General features: G+C 71.1%; 11 protein-coding genes. 6 read left to right on the top strand and 5 right to left on the bottom strand.

What is annotated here, in order from left to right; translation table 11 throughout:
• Positions 1-6 precede the first annotated feature (6 nt).
• The 4 genes from J5Y10_RS17860 to J5Y10_RS17845 form a co-directional block, all read right to left on the bottom strand.
• On the bottom strand, positions 7-1209 hold the full coding sequence (locus J5Y10_RS17860) for an amino acid ABC transporter permease (protein ID WP_209375394.1): 1203 nt from the start codon (positions 1207-1209) through the stop codon (positions 7-9).
• Positions 1210-1285: 76 nt separating this feature from the next.
• A complete protein-coding gene (locus tag J5Y10_RS17855; protein ID WP_408901589.1) occupies positions 1286-2353 on the bottom strand; it encodes an amino acid ABC transporter substrate-binding protein in 1068 nt (355 codons plus the stop codon).
• 256 nt (positions 2354-2609) lie between these two features.
• Positions 2610-3194 (bottom strand): hypothetical protein, encoded by a 585-nt coding sequence (locus J5Y10_RS17850; protein WP_209375393.1) that lies wholly within the window; start codon positions 3192-3194, stop codon positions 2610-2612.
• Positions 3191-4972 (bottom strand): transglycosylase domain-containing protein, encoded by a 1782-nt coding sequence (locus tag J5Y10_RS17845; protein WP_342452954.1) that lies wholly within the window; start codon positions 4970-4972, stop codon positions 3191-3193. The genes J5Y10_RS17850 and J5Y10_RS17845 overlap by 4 nt, the downstream gene beginning before the upstream one ends.
• 188 nt (positions 4973-5160) lie before the next feature.
• Between J5Y10_RS17845 and J5Y10_RS17840 the strand changes: the two genes are divergently transcribed.
• The 6 genes from J5Y10_RS17840 (at position 5161) to J5Y10_RS17815 (ending at position 13561) form a co-directional block, all read left to right on the top strand.
• A complete protein-coding gene (locus J5Y10_RS17840) occupies positions 5161-6024 on the top strand; it encodes a DUF4189 domain-containing protein (RefSeq protein WP_209375392.1) in 864 nt (287 codons plus the stop codon).
• A gap of 95 nt (positions 6025-6119) precedes the next feature.
• Positions 6120-7718 (top strand): zinc-binding metallopeptidase family protein, encoded by a 1599-nt coding sequence (locus J5Y10_RS17835; RefSeq protein WP_209375391.1) that lies wholly within the window; start codon positions 6120-6122, stop codon positions 7716-7718.
• A 154-nt stretch (positions 7719-7872) separates the two neighbouring features.
• Positions 7873-9141 carry a glucose-1-phosphate adenylyltransferase gene (gene glgC / locus J5Y10_RS17830; RefSeq protein WP_209375390.1) on the top strand — a complete coding sequence of 423 codons (1269 nt, stop codon included), beginning with the start codon at positions 7873-7875 and terminating at the stop codon, positions 9139-9141.
• 99 nt (positions 9142-9240) lie between these two features.
• Positions 9241-9510 carry a hypothetical protein gene (locus J5Y10_RS17825; protein WP_209375389.1) on the top strand — a complete coding sequence of 90 codons (270 nt, stop codon included), beginning with the start codon at positions 9241-9243 and terminating at the stop codon, positions 9508-9510.
• Positions 9511-9535: 25 nt separating this feature from the next.
• Positions 9536-10975 (top strand): glycogen synthase GlgA, encoded by a 1440-nt coding sequence (glgA, locus tag J5Y10_RS17820; protein WP_209375388.1) that lies wholly within the window; start codon positions 9536-9538, stop codon positions 10973-10975.
• A 102-nt stretch (positions 10976-11077) separates the two neighbouring features.
• Entirely contained in the window at positions 11078-13561 is a 2484-nt protein-coding gene (locus J5Y10_RS17815) for a glycogen/starch/alpha-glucan phosphorylase (RefSeq protein WP_209375387.1), read from the top strand.
• On the opposite strand, the gene J5Y10_RS17810 is transcribed toward J5Y10_RS17815, so the two are convergent.
• Positions 13558-13821, bottom strand: coding sequence for a hypothetical protein (locus J5Y10_RS17810; protein WP_209375386.1), 264 nt, complete (start codon positions 13819-13821; stop codon positions 13558-13560). The genes J5Y10_RS17815 and J5Y10_RS17810 overlap by 4 nt on opposite strands.
• Positions 13822-14695: the final 874 nt, after the last annotated feature.

Here is a 14695-nt window from a genome sequence, read left to right as displayed (position 1 = left end):
GCCCTCTCAGCGCTCAACCAGCGCGATGCGGTTGTTGTACCAGTTCATGGAGAAGCTGATGGACAGGGAGATGGTGAGGTAGACCGCCATGATGATGGCGATGCCCTCGATCGCCTGCCCCGTCTGGTTCAGCGTTGTATTCGCGATGCTGACGATGTCCTGGTAGCCGATCGCGACCGCGAGGGAGGAGTTCTTCGTCAGGTTCAGGTACTGGCTGGTCATCGGCGGCACGATCACGCGCAGCGCCTGGGGCAGCACGACCTGACGCAGCACCACGCCCGGGCGCAGCCCCAGCGCCTGCGCCGCCTCCCACTGGCCCTGCGAGACCGAGAGGATGCCGGCGCGCACGATCTCCGCGATGAAGCCGGCGGTGTAGGTGGTCAGGCCGATCAGCAGGGCGAAGTATTCCGGGCTGATCGTGAAGCCGCCCTGGAAGTTGAAGCCGCGCAGCGCCGGCCAGTCGACGGCCGTGGGCGCGCCGCCGGCCAGCCAGACCACCAGTGGCAGGCCGATGATGAGGCCGAGCGCGGCCGGCCAGAGCGGGCGGGGCTTGCCGTCCGCCATCTGCTTGCGCCGCAGGGCCCTGGCGGTGAGCCAGGTGCCGAAGAGGCCGGCCACGAAGGCCAGCAGTGCCCAGCTATGCGCCACCTGCCAGTCGAGGAAGGGAAGCCGCAGGCCGCGGTTGGAGAGGAAGACGCCGGTCACGGGATTCATCGCCTGCCGCGGGGCGGGCAGGCCTTGCAGCATCGTGTACCAGAACAGCAGCTGCAGCAGCAGCGGGATGTCGCGGATGACCTCGACATAGACGGCCGCGATCTTCGCCAGCAGCCAGTTCTTCGAGAGCCGCGCGATGCCGACCAGCGTGCCGAGGATCGTGGCCAGCACGATGCCGATGAGCGCCACCTTCAGCGTGTTCAGCACGCCGACCGACAGGGCCCGGAAGTAGGTGCTGGCCGGGGTGTACTCGATCAGGTGCTCGCCGATCGGCAGCCCGGCCTCGCGCTGGAGGAAGCCGAATCCCGTCGCGATGCGCCGCACCTCCAGGTTGTGCTGGGTGTTCCGCACCAGCCACCAGATGACGCCGGCCACGATCCCGACGATCACCACCTGCCACACGATGGCCCGCACGCGCTCATCCGCCCAGGAGAGCCTGAGCTGGCGTTTCGGCGGGGCGCGGAAGTGCCGCGGGTCGGTGGAGGTCTGCGACATCCGTTGGGGCCTCGTCTGTCTTCTTATTCTTGAAGCGTGCCGCGGGGGTCCCGGAAGGCCCCCGCGGCGATCGGGATCAGCGGAAGGGCATCGCGTACTGCTGGCCCCCCGGCGTGGTCCAGAGCGCGTTCGGGCCGCGCTGGATGCCGATCGGCTGCAGGTGACGGGCGAAGATCTCGCCGTAGTTGCCAGTCGCCTTGATGACGTTCACGACCCACTCGTTCGAGACGCCGAGCATCTGGCCGAGGCCGCCGTTCTTGCCGAGCATGCGCTGCACCTCGGGGCGGGTGTCGTTCGCGGCCATCTGCGCCACGTTGGCCTGGGTGATCCCCAGCTCCTCGGAGGCGACGAGGGCGTAGTGCACCCAGCGCACGAGATCGGCGTAGCGCTGGTCGCCGTGGCGCACCAGCGGGCCGAGCGGCTCCTTCGAGATCACGTCCGGCAGGATCGTGTGCTCGGCGGGGTTGGGCTGGCTGGAGCGGGTGGCGGCCAGGCCGGAGACGTCCGTGGTGTAGGCGTCGCAGCGGCCGGCGGCATAGGCGCCCACCAGCTCCTCCAGGCGCTCGATCACAACGGGGGTGAACTGCACGTTGTTGGCGCGGGCCCAGTCCGTCAGGTTCTGCTCGGTCGTGGTGCCGGGCTGGACGCAGATGGTGGCGCCGTTCAGCTCCTTGGCGGTCTTCACGCCGGTCGAGGTCTTCACCATGAAGCCCTGGCCGTCGAAGAAGTTGACGCCCGTGAAGTCGAGGCCGAGCGAGGTGTCGCGCGACAGCGTCCAGGTCGTGTTGCGGGCCAGCAGGTCGATCTCGCCGGACTGCAGCGCGGTGAAGCGGCTCTGCGCCGTGGTCGGCACGTAGCGGACCTTGTTCGGGTCATTGAAGATCGCCGCGGCGATGGCGCGGCAGTACTCCACGTCGAAGCCCTGCCACACGCCCTGGCTGTTCGGCTGGGCGAAGCCGGCGAGGCCGGTGTTCACGCCGCAGACAAGAGTGCCGCGCGCCTTGATCGCGTCCAGGGTCGCGGCGCTGCCGGCGGCCGGGGCCTGGGCGGCGGCCGGAAGGGCACCCACCACGGTCACGGCCAGGGCGCCAAGGAGGCCACCCTTCAGGCCGGACATCACGCGCCGCAAGGGCTGCATGCTCATTCCATTCTCCCAGAACTCTTGTTCGGACTCAGTCTCAATTGGGACTCACCCAGACGTCATGCTGCGCCAGGGTTGTGCCTGGATCAACGCGGGATTGCGCGGACCGCAGGGCCGCCGCCCCTTAGCCTTCCGTCGCGCGAACGTCCATTCCTCGCCGGAAGGGCTCAACCCACCCGGTCCGGGCGGCAGGACGGCATCATTCCACATCACGCGGCAGGCACAGCAAGCCCCGTGCCGCAGACCGGCCCGGAGGGGATCAGCCCGCCGGAAGGGTGACGGCCACGCCCTCGCTCACCGGTTCCAGCACCGCGCCCAGCTCCTCCAGCGCGGCCCAGGCCGCGGAAGGCAGGGGCCAGGCCAGGGTCAGCCTCGCCCCGTCCAGGCGGATCGCCGGGCGCGGCCCCGGTGGCAGGCCGGCACCCCCCGAGGCCGCCAGGATCAACGCGCCCTCCAGCAGGGGGGAGCGCCGCTGCACCACGGCCTGGCCGAGGATGCGGAGTTCCACCGGCCCGCCGGCGGCCAGGGTCAATAGGGGGATGAGCTCCTGCAGGATCCTCCCGGCCGGCGCCGGGCGGACCCCCTCCTCCCGGCCCAGCGCGAGGAAGCCGCGGGCCAGCGCGTCGTACTCCAGCGCGGCGTCCCGGGCGCGCGTGACCTGGCGGGTCACCACCCCGCCTTCCGGCAGCCGCGGCAGGGCGGAATCGAGGTTGGCGGTGAGGACCATGGAGAGGTTGTTCACGGCGTGACGCACCGGCCGCATCAACAGGGCCATGGCCTGCTCGGCAGGGGAGGCACCATTCCCATCCTGTCCCGGGCCCACCCGGTCACTCGGTCCTGTCATCGCGGCAATCCCTCCAGGATGTCGTGGAACAGGCGGGCCGGCAGGGTGCCGCCGCGCACGTCGTCCATGGGCGTGGCATCGTCATTGCCGAGCCAGACACCGATGACCGTCCCTCCGGTGAAGCCGATGAACCAGGCGTCCCGGAAGTCCTGCGTGGTACCCGTCTTGCCCGCGACGTTGCGGCCCGGCACGCCGGCGGCCCTGCCGGAGCCGCGGTTGACCACGGCCTCCATCATGCGCCGCATTGCCAGCGCGTCCTCGGCCTGCAGCACCCGGATCGGGGCGGGCTCACCGGAAGGCAGGGCGCGGCGCTCCGCCCGGGCCGAGGCGATGCCGTTGGGCACCACGCGCATCCCGCCATTGGCGATGGCGGCATAGGCGGCGGTCAGCTCCAGCAGGCTCGCCTCCCCCGTGCCGAGCGCGATGGTGGCGTCGTTCGGGAAGGGCCCGGTCAGCCCCAGCCGGCGGGCGACCGCCGCCGCCTCCTTCGGTCCGCCGCCCCGCACCAGCACCCGCACGGCGGCGGTGTTGACGCTGTGGGCCAGCGCCTCCTCCAGCGGCAGGTCGCCGCGCGGGCGCCAGCCGCCATTGCCCGGGGACCAGCGGCCGAGGGTGAGCGGCCCGTCCGAAACGGTGGAATCCGGGGAGAGCCCGTGTTCCAGGGCCGCGAGATAGACGAAGGGCTTGAAGACGGAACCCGGCTGCCGCCGCGCGGAGACGGCCCGGTTGAAGCTGCTGCGGCGATAGTCCCGGCCACCCGCCATGGCGCGCACGGCCCCCGTGGCCACGTCCATCACCACCACGGCTCCCTGCCCTACCTCCGCGGCGGCGCCGGGTCCGGCCAGCAGCGTCTCCAGTTTCGCCTCCACCAGGGCCTGCACGCGCAGGTCCAGCGTGGTGCGGAGCGTGAGGTCCGCGGAGCCGGGGAAGCGCGCGGCGAGGTCGTCGTTCACCCAGTCCGCGAACCAGCCGGCATCGCGGGACGGGCGCGGGGGGAAGGCGATGCGCTCGGCCTCCGCATTCGCCTGCGCCTCCGTCAGGGCACCGGTGGCGGCCATGGCCCGCAGCACCTCCGCCCCGCGATCCGCCGCTGCCTGTGGATTGGCCCGCGGGTTGTAGCGGGAGGGGGCCTTGGGCAGCCCCATCAGCACCGCGGACTGCCAGATCGCCAAACGCCGGGCCGGCACGCCGAAGTAGAGACGTGCGGCCGCATCCACCCCGTAGGCGCCACCGCCGAGATAGACGCGGTTGAGGTAGATCTCCAGCAGCTGGTCCTTCGTGAAGCGGCTCTCCAGCCACAGGGCCAGCATCGCCTCCTGCACCTTGCGCCGGAAGGACCTCTCGGGCGTGAGGAACAGGTTCTTCGCCAACTGCTGCGTCAGGGTCGATCCGCCCTGGGACACCCGGCCGCTGGTGAGGTTCACCCAGGCGGCGCGGAGCAGCCCGACGGGATCCAGCCCGAAATGGTCGCGGAAGCGCCGGTCCTCGATCGCCAGCAGGGCAGTGGGCAGGTGCACCGGCACGTCCCGCAGCCGCACCGTCTCTCCGTAGAGGTCGCCGCTGGTGGAAAGAAGGCGGCCATCGGCGGCCTCCAGCGTCACGGAGGGCCGGCGCGTCGTCTCCAGCGCCTCCTCCGGCCGGGGCAGGTCCCAGGCGAAGACCAGCAGCAGGACGCCGAGGGCGAGGCCGCCCCAGATGGCCGCCATGACGGCCCAGCCGAGGAGGCGCCCGGCCAGTCGCCGCCGGAGCTGAGCAGTGGTCGCGCTCGCCGGCGCCACCTTCGCGGGTGACGCCCTGACCCCCTTCGGGGCTCCCTTCGCCGGGCGGGCGGGCCGTGGCGAGGGGCTGCGCGGAATGGTTGCGGTCGGAGCCCTCGGCATGGCAGACGAAGCGTAGCACGAATCCGGGCCGCGCCCACTCAGCCCAAGCCGGAAACACGGGGTGGGGTCGTGCCGGGACATGGGGGATGCAGGGGGTGTTGGCGCTGCTGCGGAACGCACCGGGCCTTGTGCTGGCGATGGCCCTGGGGTTCCTCCCGCACGGCGCCTCGGCCCAGGACAGCCCCTTCTGCCGCACCGAGTGCGCCGCGCCCTTCGCCGACCGTGCGCAGAACACCACGGTCATCCAGGCCTGCCTCGTCCGCTGCGCCGCCCGCTCCGCGGCGCTGGGCCGGGCGAACATTTCCGGCACCATGGCCATGCCGACCCCGCAGACGCCCTGGACCCAGCTTCCCGGGAGCAATCGCGCGCTCACGCGGGTGGCGCAGGCGCAGCGCCCGGCCGAGACGAAGCCCGTGCAGCGGGAGGCGGCGCGGGGCCGTCGGGCACCAGGCGGCGCACCGGTGACGGCCGTCGCCGCGGCTCCGCCCGCCCCGTCCACCTCCCTCTTCGGCTCCCTCATGGCGGCGCAGGCGGCCGAGCCGGGCCTAGTGCCGGTCTCCGCACCCGCCACGCCGGCCCGCCGCACCGGGCGCGGGTCCTATGGGGCGGTCTACCTCGCCGCCGCGCCCTCCCGCAGCTTCGGGCTGGCGGTTGGCGTCGGGGACCGCGCGGTGGCGCACCGGCAGGCGGAAGCCGCCTGCAAGAGCGGCACCGGCGCCGATTGCCGCATGGCCGGCGACTTCACGGCGCGCTGCGCCGCCGTGGCCCACGCGCTCCGCTCCAACAACGCGGTGGTGATGACGGCCCATTCCAGCACCTACACGGTGATGGCCGCGACGAGCGGCACGGGCGCGACCCGCGAGGAGGCGGAGCGCCAGGCGCTCTCGGCCTGCTCCCAGCGCGGCCGCGGCCTGACCTGCACCGTGACAGAGGCGCGCTGCGCCGACTGAGCGCGGGAATTGCTCTCCCGGGCGATTCCGCCTCCGGCGATCCCGATCTAGGCTCCCGCCGCGCCGCGATTCCCGGCGCGCCGAGAGGAGCCGTGATGTCCGATCCGAATGCCGTCCGCCAATCCGCGCTGGATTGGATCACGCGGAACGAGGCCCGCCTCTCGGCCTTCAACGAGCGGATCTGGGGCTATGCGGAGCCTGCCTGGCGCGAGTACCGCTCCATGGCCGCCTATGCCGAGATCCTGCGTGAGGAGGGCTTCACGGTGGAGGAGGGCTCCGGCGAGATGCCGACCGCCTTCGCCGCGCGCTGGGGCGACTCCGGCCCGGTGCTCGCCGGCTTCTCCGAGTACGATGCGGTGCCCGGCAACTCGCAGCAGGTCGTTCCCTATCCCGCGCCGCGCGAGGGGCTGCACCCCTACACCGCGGGGCACACGGACCCGCACTCCGTGCTCGGCACCGCCTCCCTCACCGCCATGCTCGCCACCAAGGCCGCCTTCGCGCAGCACGGGGTGAAGGCCAGGCTGAAGCTCTTCGGGGAACCGGCGGAGAAGGTCTGCGGATCGAAGCCCATCCATGCCGCGAAGGGCTATTTCGACGGGCTGGACGCCGCTGTGGTCTGGCACCCCTGGCCCAGCAACACGGTGACGGGCGACATCCATTTCGGCGCCTACTGGAGCGCCGTGATCACCTTCGAGTGCGACAACCCCGAGGGCTGGGTCGATCCCTCGCTCATGCCCACCCAGGCCGCGCATGCCGTGGCGCGCTGCCCGGGTTCGCTGGACGCGATGTGCCTGATGTACACGACGACGAAGTACACGAAGGAGGCGATGTTCCCGCACAGCGGGTCCTGGACGCTGAACGAGTTCGTCCTCGGCGATGGCGGCGCGACATCGGACAACCTGGCGCCGCGCTTCAGCCAAATCCAGTACTCCTGGCGCTCCTCCTCCCTCGCCATCCAGGAACAGATCTGGCGCGTTCTGGCGAACAACGCGCGGTCGGCCGCGATGGCGACGGGCTGCAAGGCCTATGTGCGCTGGGTGACAAAGACGCGCGTGGGCCTGCCCAATACGGCGCTGACGGCGCTGACCTGGGAGAACCTGCAGGCCGTGGGCGCCCCCACCTATTCCGAGGAGGCGCTGGCCTTCGGCCGGGAGATCCAGAAGAACCTCGGCCTGGAGCCGATGCAGAACCCCTTCATCCCGACGGTGACGACGCTGACCACGCCGGAGGAGAACGACAAGGGCCTGCGCCGCACCCTCGCCGGCTGGCAGACGCATCTCAGCGCCGACGACTACGTGGAATATTCCTGGCACTGCCCGACGGTGCGCCTGCTGGCCGCGCGGCCCCGCCTGCGCGCCCCCTCCCCCGGCTACGCCTATCCGAACTGGTCCTACCTCGCGCTCGGCGGCCTGCCGGCAGCGGTCGATCCCGGGATGTTCGTGGCGGGCCGCACCATGGCGCTGACCATGGTGGACCTGGCGACGAAGCCCGGCGCGCTGGAGGCCTGCCAGGCCGAGTTCCGGGACCGCACCGGCGGCGGCGTGGGCGGCACGGAATGGGTGGGGCCGCTGCTGCCGGCGGATTTCGACCCGCCGGTGGACCTGCGCTGGCCGGAATACGTTTCGACCCCGCGCGGCGAGGAGTGGACCTTCCCCACGCCGCGCAACGGCACCGGCGCGGGCGAGCCGATCTGACGCGCGCCGCCCGCCGCACGCAGCGGCGGGCTTGGCCGGGCGTGCCCTCCCCCGCGGTGAATCGCGCGTCCGTGTCCGCCTTGCCCGGCCACCCCCGTTCCGGGATGCCCGAAAGATGCCATAGTCCGGGAAAGTCGCACGGGGGCGAGAAAGCATGTCATCGAGGCCGGTCAACTCCGGGCCCCTGGCGCGTCATGCCATGGCCTATGTCCTGGCCGGCGGGCGGGGCTCCCGCCTGATGGAGCTGACGGACCGGCGGGCCAAGCCCGCCGTGTTCTTCGGCGCGAAGTCCCGCATCATCGACTTCGCCCTGTCCAACGCCATCAACTCCGGCATCCGACGCATCGGCGTGGCCACGCAGTACAAGGCGCACAGCCTGATCCGCCACATGCAGCGCGGCTGGAACTTCCTGCGCCCGGAGCGGAACGAGAGCTTCGACATCCTGCCGGCGAGCCAGCGCGTCTCGGAGACGGAGTGGTACGCCGGCACCGCGGACGCCGTGTACCAGAACCTCGACATCATCGAGAGCTACGGGCCCCGCTACATGGTCATCCTGGCCGGGGACCATGTCTACAAGATGGACTACGAGGTGATGCTGCAGCGCCACTGCGAATCCGGCGCCGACGTCACCGTGGCCTGCATCGAGGTGCCGCGCATGGAGGCCAGCGCCTTCGGCGTGATGCACGTGGACGAGGAAGACCGGATCGTCTCCTTCCTCGAGAAGCCGAAGGACCCGCCCTCCATCCCCGGGCAGCCGGAGGTGGCCCTCGCCTCCATGGGCATCTACGTGTTCGAGACGAAGCTGCTGGCGGAGGAGCTGCGGCGCGACGCCGCCACCCCCGGCTCCGACCGCGACTTCGGCAAGGACATCATCCCCGCCCTCGTCGCGCGCGGGACGGCGGTGGCGCACCGCTTCCAGGATTCCTGCGTCCGCAGCAGCGAGCAGGCCGAGGCCTACTGGCGCGACGTCGGCACGGTTGACGCCTACTGGCAGGCGAATATCGACCTGACGGACGTGGTCCCCGCCCTCGACCTCTACGACCGCGACTGGCCGATCTGGACCTATGCCGAGGTGACGCCGCCCGCGAAGTTCGTGCTGGACGACGACGGGCGGCGCGGCATGGCCGTGGACTCGCTCGTCTCCGGCGGCTGCATCATCTCCGGCAGCCATGTGCGCCGCTCCCTTCTCTTTCCCAACACCCGCGTCCGCTCCTACGGTGAGATCGAGGGCGCGGTCCTGCTGCCCGGCGTGGTGGTGGGCCGCCACGTGCGGCTGAAGAAGGTGGTGGTGGACAGCGGCGTCGCCCTGCCGGACGGCCTGGTGGTGGGCGAGGATCCGGAGGAGGATGAGCGGCGGTTCCGGCGCTCGGCGGGGGGTGTCTGCCTCATCACCCAGCCCATGATCGACGCCCTGTCGGGCTGAGGCCGGTGTCCCTCCCCTACCGACTCCCCGTTCATCACTCTGTTAGTACTTGCTCCGTAGCCTCGGCCTCCATCGAGAGAGAGGAGGCCTTGCCTGCTGATGGAGAGTACGAGCCCGTCGGCCGGCACCGCGCCGCCGCAGGGGCTTATCTTCTACACCTTCGACGGCGTGGAGCACCGGGAGCCGGTTCCCCGCGGCGCCGATCGCTGGGACGCAGTGGCCGAGGCGCTGGCCCGAAGGCTGCGTTGCCGCGCCCTGGCCGAGGAGCCGCCGAGCTACGACACGGGCACGCGCAGCTGGACCCTGCCGGTGACGCTGCGGCGCCGCCTGGGCCGCACCGAGACGCTTCTCATCCCCGTGCGCTGGTAGGGTGCTCGGGCCATGTTGTGCCGCCATGACCCTCCCCGTCCTCTCCGTCGCCTCCGAGTGCTTCCCGCTCGTCAAGACGGGCGGCCTCGCCGACGTGGTCGGCGCGCTGCCGCTGGCCCTGGCGTCCGAATCGGTCGGGGTGCGGACCCTTCTGCCAGGCTACCCGGCCGTGCTGGGCCGGCTGCAGGGGGCGGAAGCCGTCCACGGCTTCGACGAGCTGTTCGGCGGCCCGGCCCGGGTGCTGGCGGCTCGGCATGCCGGGCTGGACCTGCTGGTCCTGGACGCGCCCCACCTCTACGACCGCCCGGGCGGCCCTTACGCCGATTCGCAGGGGCGGGACTGGCCGGACAACCCGCAGCGCTTCGCCGCCCTGTCCTGGGTGGCGGCGGCGATTGGGCGCGGCGCCCTGCCGGACTGGGCGCCCGCGGTGGTGCACGGGCATGACTGGCAGGCCGGGCTGACCGCGGCCTACCTGCGTTACGGAGGGAGCCCGCGGCCCGGCACGGTTTTCACCGTCCACAACCTGGCCTTCCAGGGCTGGGCGCCGGCCTATCTGCTGAACACCCTGCGCCTGCCGCCCGCCGCCTTCGACATCGAAGGGGTGGAGTTCTTCGGCGGGATCGGCGCCCTTAAGGCGGGGCTGCGCCTGGCGGACCGCATCACCACCGTCTCCCCCACCTATGCGCGGGAAATCGCGACGCCGGAGGAAGGGATGGGCCTGGACGGGCTGATTCGGGCGCGGGCGCGGGCGATGCACGGCATCCTGAACGGCATCGACGAGGCCGCCTGGAATCCCGCGGCCGATCCCCACCTGCCCGCCCCCTTCGACGCCGCCCGGCCGGAGGGCCGGGAGGCCAGCCGGACCGGCCTGCGCACCCGGATGGGCCTGGAGGACGATCCGGGCGCCCTGGTGCTGGGCGTGGTGAGCCGCCTGACCGGCCAGAAGGGCATGGACCTCCTCCTGGCCTGCCTGCCGGCGCTGCTGGGACACGGCATGCGGCTGGCGGTGCTGGGCGCGGGAGAGCCGGCGCTGGAGGCCGGGTTCCGCGCCGCCGCTGCCGCCCACCCCGGCCGCGTGGCCGTGCGAATCGGCTATGACGAAGGCTTGGCCCATTTGATCCAGGCGGGATGCGACGCACTGCTCGTCCCCTCCCGGTTCGAGCCCTGCGGCCTGACCCAGCTCTGCGCCCTGCGCTACGGAGCGCTGCCGGTGGTCGCCCGAGTCGGGGGTCTTGCTGATACCGTCATTGACGCGAACGAGGCCGCGCTCGCCTCCGGCGTCGGGACCGGCCTGCAATTCGCCCCCACCACGGCGGCGGCCCTCGAAGGGGGCCTCGCCCGTCTCGCCTCCCTTTGGGCCGACCAGGATGCCTGGAAGACCGTCCAGGCCAATGCGATGCGCGCGCCGGTCGGCTGGGAGCGGTCGGCGGCCCGCTACGCCGGCATTTACCGAGGGTTGATCTAACCCGGTCAAAGATTCGCGCTTAGCGCGAATTTCCGGCAAGTTTTTCGCCTCACGAAATCGATTCTGATACACTCAGGACCTTCTCTCGGAACAGGACGGCCGATGAACGACAGTCCCCTTCCCGCGCCAGGCTTGCCTGCCGGATTCGACGCCCCGGACGAGGCCGCCGTGAAGGCGTTTCGGGACAGCATCCTCGCGAAGCTCGTCTATCAGGTAGGGGGGCGGCCGGAGCGGGCCAGCCCGCGCGACTGGTTCATCGCCACGGCCCTCGCCGCGCGCGACCATATTGTGGACGACTGGCGCCGCTCCAACGACCAGACCCGTTCGGATGACCGCAAGGGCGTCTGCTATCTCTCGATGGAGTTCCTCATCGGCCGGCTGCTCTCGGACGCGCTCGGCAATCTCGGCCTGACCGAGACGGCCCGGCGGGCCCTGGAAGGGCTGGGCGTCGATCTCGACACGGTGGCGGGGCAGGAAGCGGACGCGGCACTGGGCAATGGTGGCCTGGGTCGCCTCGCCGCCTGCTTCATGGAGAGCATGGCGAGCGTCGACGTCCCCGCCTACGGCTACGGAATCCGCTACGAGAACGGCCTGTTCCGGCAGGTGATCGCCGGCGGCATCCAGCACGAGGTGCCGGAGGACTGGCTGGCGCTCGGCAATCCCTGGGAGTTCGAGCGCTCCGGCCTCGTCTACGAGGTGCGGTTTGGCGGCCATGTGCGATCCGAGGTCTCGGTGGACGGCTCCACCCGCATGATCTGGCACGCCGGGGAGATCGTGAATGCCCTGGCCTACGACACGCCGGTGGTGGGCTGGCGCGGTAAGCGGGTGAACACGCTGCGCCTCTGGTCCGCCCGCGCGACGGACCCGCTGCAGCTCGGTGATTTCAACCGCGGCGACCATGTCGGCTCGCAGTCCGCGCGCATGCGGGCGGAAGCGATCTCCCGCGTGCTCTATCCCGGCGACGAGTCGGAGGCGGGGCAGGAGCTGCGCCTGCGGCAGGAGTATTTCTTCGCCTCTGCGTCGCTGCAGGACATCCTTCGCCGCCACCTCTCCAACCACGCCGACCTGTCGAACCTGGCGGAGCACATCGCCGTCCAGCTGAACGACACGCACCCGGCGATCGGCGTCGCGGAGCTGATGCGGCTGCTGGTGGACCTGCACGGCATGGAGTGGGATGCCGCCTGGACGGTCACGCAGGCAGTCTTCTCCTACACCAACCACACCCTGCTGCCCGAGGCGCTGGAGACCTGGGCCGTTCCGATGATGGAGCGCGTGCTGCCCCGGCACATGCAGATCATCTACCTCATTAACGCCCGGCACCTGGACCGCGCCCGCACGGGCGGCGCGGACGACATGCTGCTCTCCGCCGTCTCCCTCATCGACGAGCGGCACGGGCGGCGGGTGCGGATGGGGCACCTGGCCTTCGTCGGGTCGCACCGGATCAACGGCGTCTCGGCGCTGCACTCCCAGCTCATGCGGGACACGGTCTTCGCCGACCTAAACCAGGTCTGCGGCGACCGCATCACCAACAAGACCAACGGCATCACCTTCCGCCGCTGGCTGCACCGGGCGAACCCCGGGCTGACGCGGCTGCTGGTCGATGCGATCGGGCCTGCCGTGCTGGACGACCCGAACCGGCTGGCCGACCTGGTGCCGCTGGCGGATGATGCCGCCTTCCAGCAGAAGTTCGCGGCCCAGCGCCGCGCCGCGAAGGAGCGGCTGGCCAGCCTTATCGCCGGCCGGATCGGGCTGCGCGTGGACCCTGACGCCCTGTTCGACGTCCAGATCAAGCGCATCCACGAGTACAAGCGCCAGCTCCTCAACATCGTGCAGACGGTCGCGCTTTACAACGCCATGCGCGCCCGCCCGACCGCGAGCTGGGTGCCGCGGGTGAAGATCTTCGCGGGCAAGGCGGCACCGAGCTACCACAAGGCGAAGGACATCATCCGCCTGGCAAACGACGTGGCCGCGGTGGTGAACGACGATCCCACGCTGCGCGGCCTGCTGAAGGTCGCCTTCATCCCGAACTACAACGTCAGCTTGGCGGAGGGGATCATCCCCGCCGCCGACCTGTCGGAGCAGATCTCGACAGCAGGGCTGGAGGCATCCGGCACCGGCAACATGAAGCTGGCCCTCAACGGCGCGCTGACGATCGGCACGCTGGACGGCGCGAACGTGGAGATCGATGAGCGGGTCGGGCGCGACAACATCTTCATCTTCGGCCTGACGGCGGAGGAGGTGATGGAGCGCAAGCGGGCCGGCTACGACGCGCGGGCGGCCGCCGCAGCCTCCCCCGAGTTGCGCGGGGCGCTGGATGCCATCGCCTCCGGCGTCTTCTCCCCCGGGGAACCCGGCCGCTACCGCGGCCTGGTGGAAGGGCTGATGCACGACGACAGGTATCTCGTCACCGCGGATTTCGATTCGTACAACACCCGGCAGCGCGACGTGGCGTCGCGCTGGTCGCAGCCGGAGTCCTGGTGGCGCTCGGCCGTGCTCAACACCGCCCAGGTCGGATGGTTCTCCTCCGACCGGACGATTCGCGAATACGCTGCCGACATCTGGGGCGTCGCCGCGGACGACTCCTAGTGGTGCAGCCGGCGGATCATCTCCTGGGCGGCGGCTTCCACCTCATCCGCCAGGATGGCGCGGATCAGCGCGCCGTCCGTGCGGCTTTCCGGCCCGCCCTGCTCAAAGAGGTCGACGAGCTGCCGGACCTCCTCCGCCGCCGAGCGGAGATAGTGGACAGGATCATCCGTCTTTCGGAGCCCTTCCTCGAGGACGGTGCGGATGGCGGCGGCCATGCTCCTCCGCAACGCGGCCTCATTCATGCTGGAGTCCTGTTCCACGTCATCTCCGGAGTTCAGAGCGCATAACATGCAAAAAGCCGGACGAGAACGTTCCAAATCTCATAAAGTGCGACGACTGACGAACGCTTTATTCGGCCCGGCCTTTGACTTGATCGCGCACGATTGTTTCTCTGGGGTAAGATCGTTCGGAACCTCGGTTCCCGGAACTGGGGTGGGCGAAGCCACGGTGTGGCCATCGGCCCGACACCCGTCATGGTAGAAGATCTCCCTGGCCCTTCCCGCGAACGGGAACAAGCTCTATCCTTGCCGCAGCAAAACGCAACGGGGGTTTCCGACCGCGTGCACGAGCCGATCGACCGCCTCCTGCGTGCCTGCGGCCTGAGCAGCTTTCCCTATCTGCGCTATGCACCGGTTCGGATCGAGCCGCCCGCGCCGCCGTCCGTTCCCGAATCGTCCGACGTCGACGCGCCTGAGCCCGCCGCCTCCGAACCGGCCATCTCCGACGTGCAACCGCACTGGGCGGCGCCGCAGGCCGACATCCCCGCCCAGCAGTTCCGACAGGAGCCCGCGCAGCAGCCCTCCGCGGCGCCGGTTCTGCCGGCTGTCCCGCTCCCGGAGCCGATGCCGGTTCCGGCACGGGCCACCCTGCGCATGTCCCGCCCCCTCCGCCACGGCCTGCAGGCACGAGAGGCTCCGAGACAGGAGGCGACGTCTCCGATCGAGAGCACACCGCCTCCGCCACCCCCTCCGGCGGCCCCACTACCTCCTCCGCAACAGCTCGCTGTCCCGCCTCCCCGGCCGGCGGAGGCCACGCCGGTCCTGGCGCGAGCCGCCTTGCGCCCAGCCCGTCCTGTCCGCCCGGGCCTTATCCGGGCACCGGAGGCGCGGATGCCGGAAGCGCGGCCACCGGCGC

Source organism: Roseomonas indoligenes (genome assembly GCF_017813365.1).
Classification (GTDB): Bacteria; Pseudomonadota; Alphaproteobacteria; order Acetobacterales; family Acetobacteraceae; genus Roseomonas; species Roseomonas indoligenes.
The sequence above is the reverse complement of the archived record's forward strand: the minus strand, read 5'-3'. Positions and strand labels throughout refer to the sequence as shown.

Coding starts and splice junctions, on each gene's coding strand:
- J5Y10_RS17860 (WP_209375394.1), bottom strand. CDS start 1,209: ATGTCGCAGACCTCCACCGACCCGCGGCACTTCCGCGCCCCGCCGAAA.
- J5Y10_RS17855 (WP_408901589.1), bottom strand. CDS start 2,353: ATGAGCATGCAGCCCTTGCGGCGCGTGATGTCCGGCCTGAAGGGTGGC.
- J5Y10_RS17850 (WP_209375393.1), bottom strand. CDS start 3,194: ATGACAGGACCGAGTGACCGGGTGGGCCCGGGACAGGATGGGAATGGT.
- J5Y10_RS17840 (WP_209375392.1), top strand. CDS start 5,161: ATGCAGGGGGTGTTGGCGCTGCTGCGGAACGCACCGGGCCTTGTGCTG.
- J5Y10_RS17835 (WP_209375391.1), top strand. CDS start 6,120: ATGTCCGATCCGAATGCCGTCCGCCAATCCGCGCTGGATTGGATCACG.
- glgC (WP_209375390.1), top strand. CDS start 7,873: ATGTCATCGAGGCCGGTCAACTCCGGGCCCCTGGCGCGTCATGCCATG.
- J5Y10_RS17825 (WP_209375389.1), top strand. CDS start 9,241: ATGGAGAGTACGAGCCCGTCGGCCGGCACCGCGCCGCCGCAGGGGCTT.
- glgA (WP_209375388.1), top strand. CDS start 9,536: ATGACCCTCCCCGTCCTCTCCGTCGCCTCCGAGTGCTTCCCGCTCGTC.
- J5Y10_RS17815 (WP_209375387.1), top strand. CDS start 11,078: ATGAACGACAGTCCCCTTCCCGCGCCAGGCTTGCCTGCCGGATTCGAC.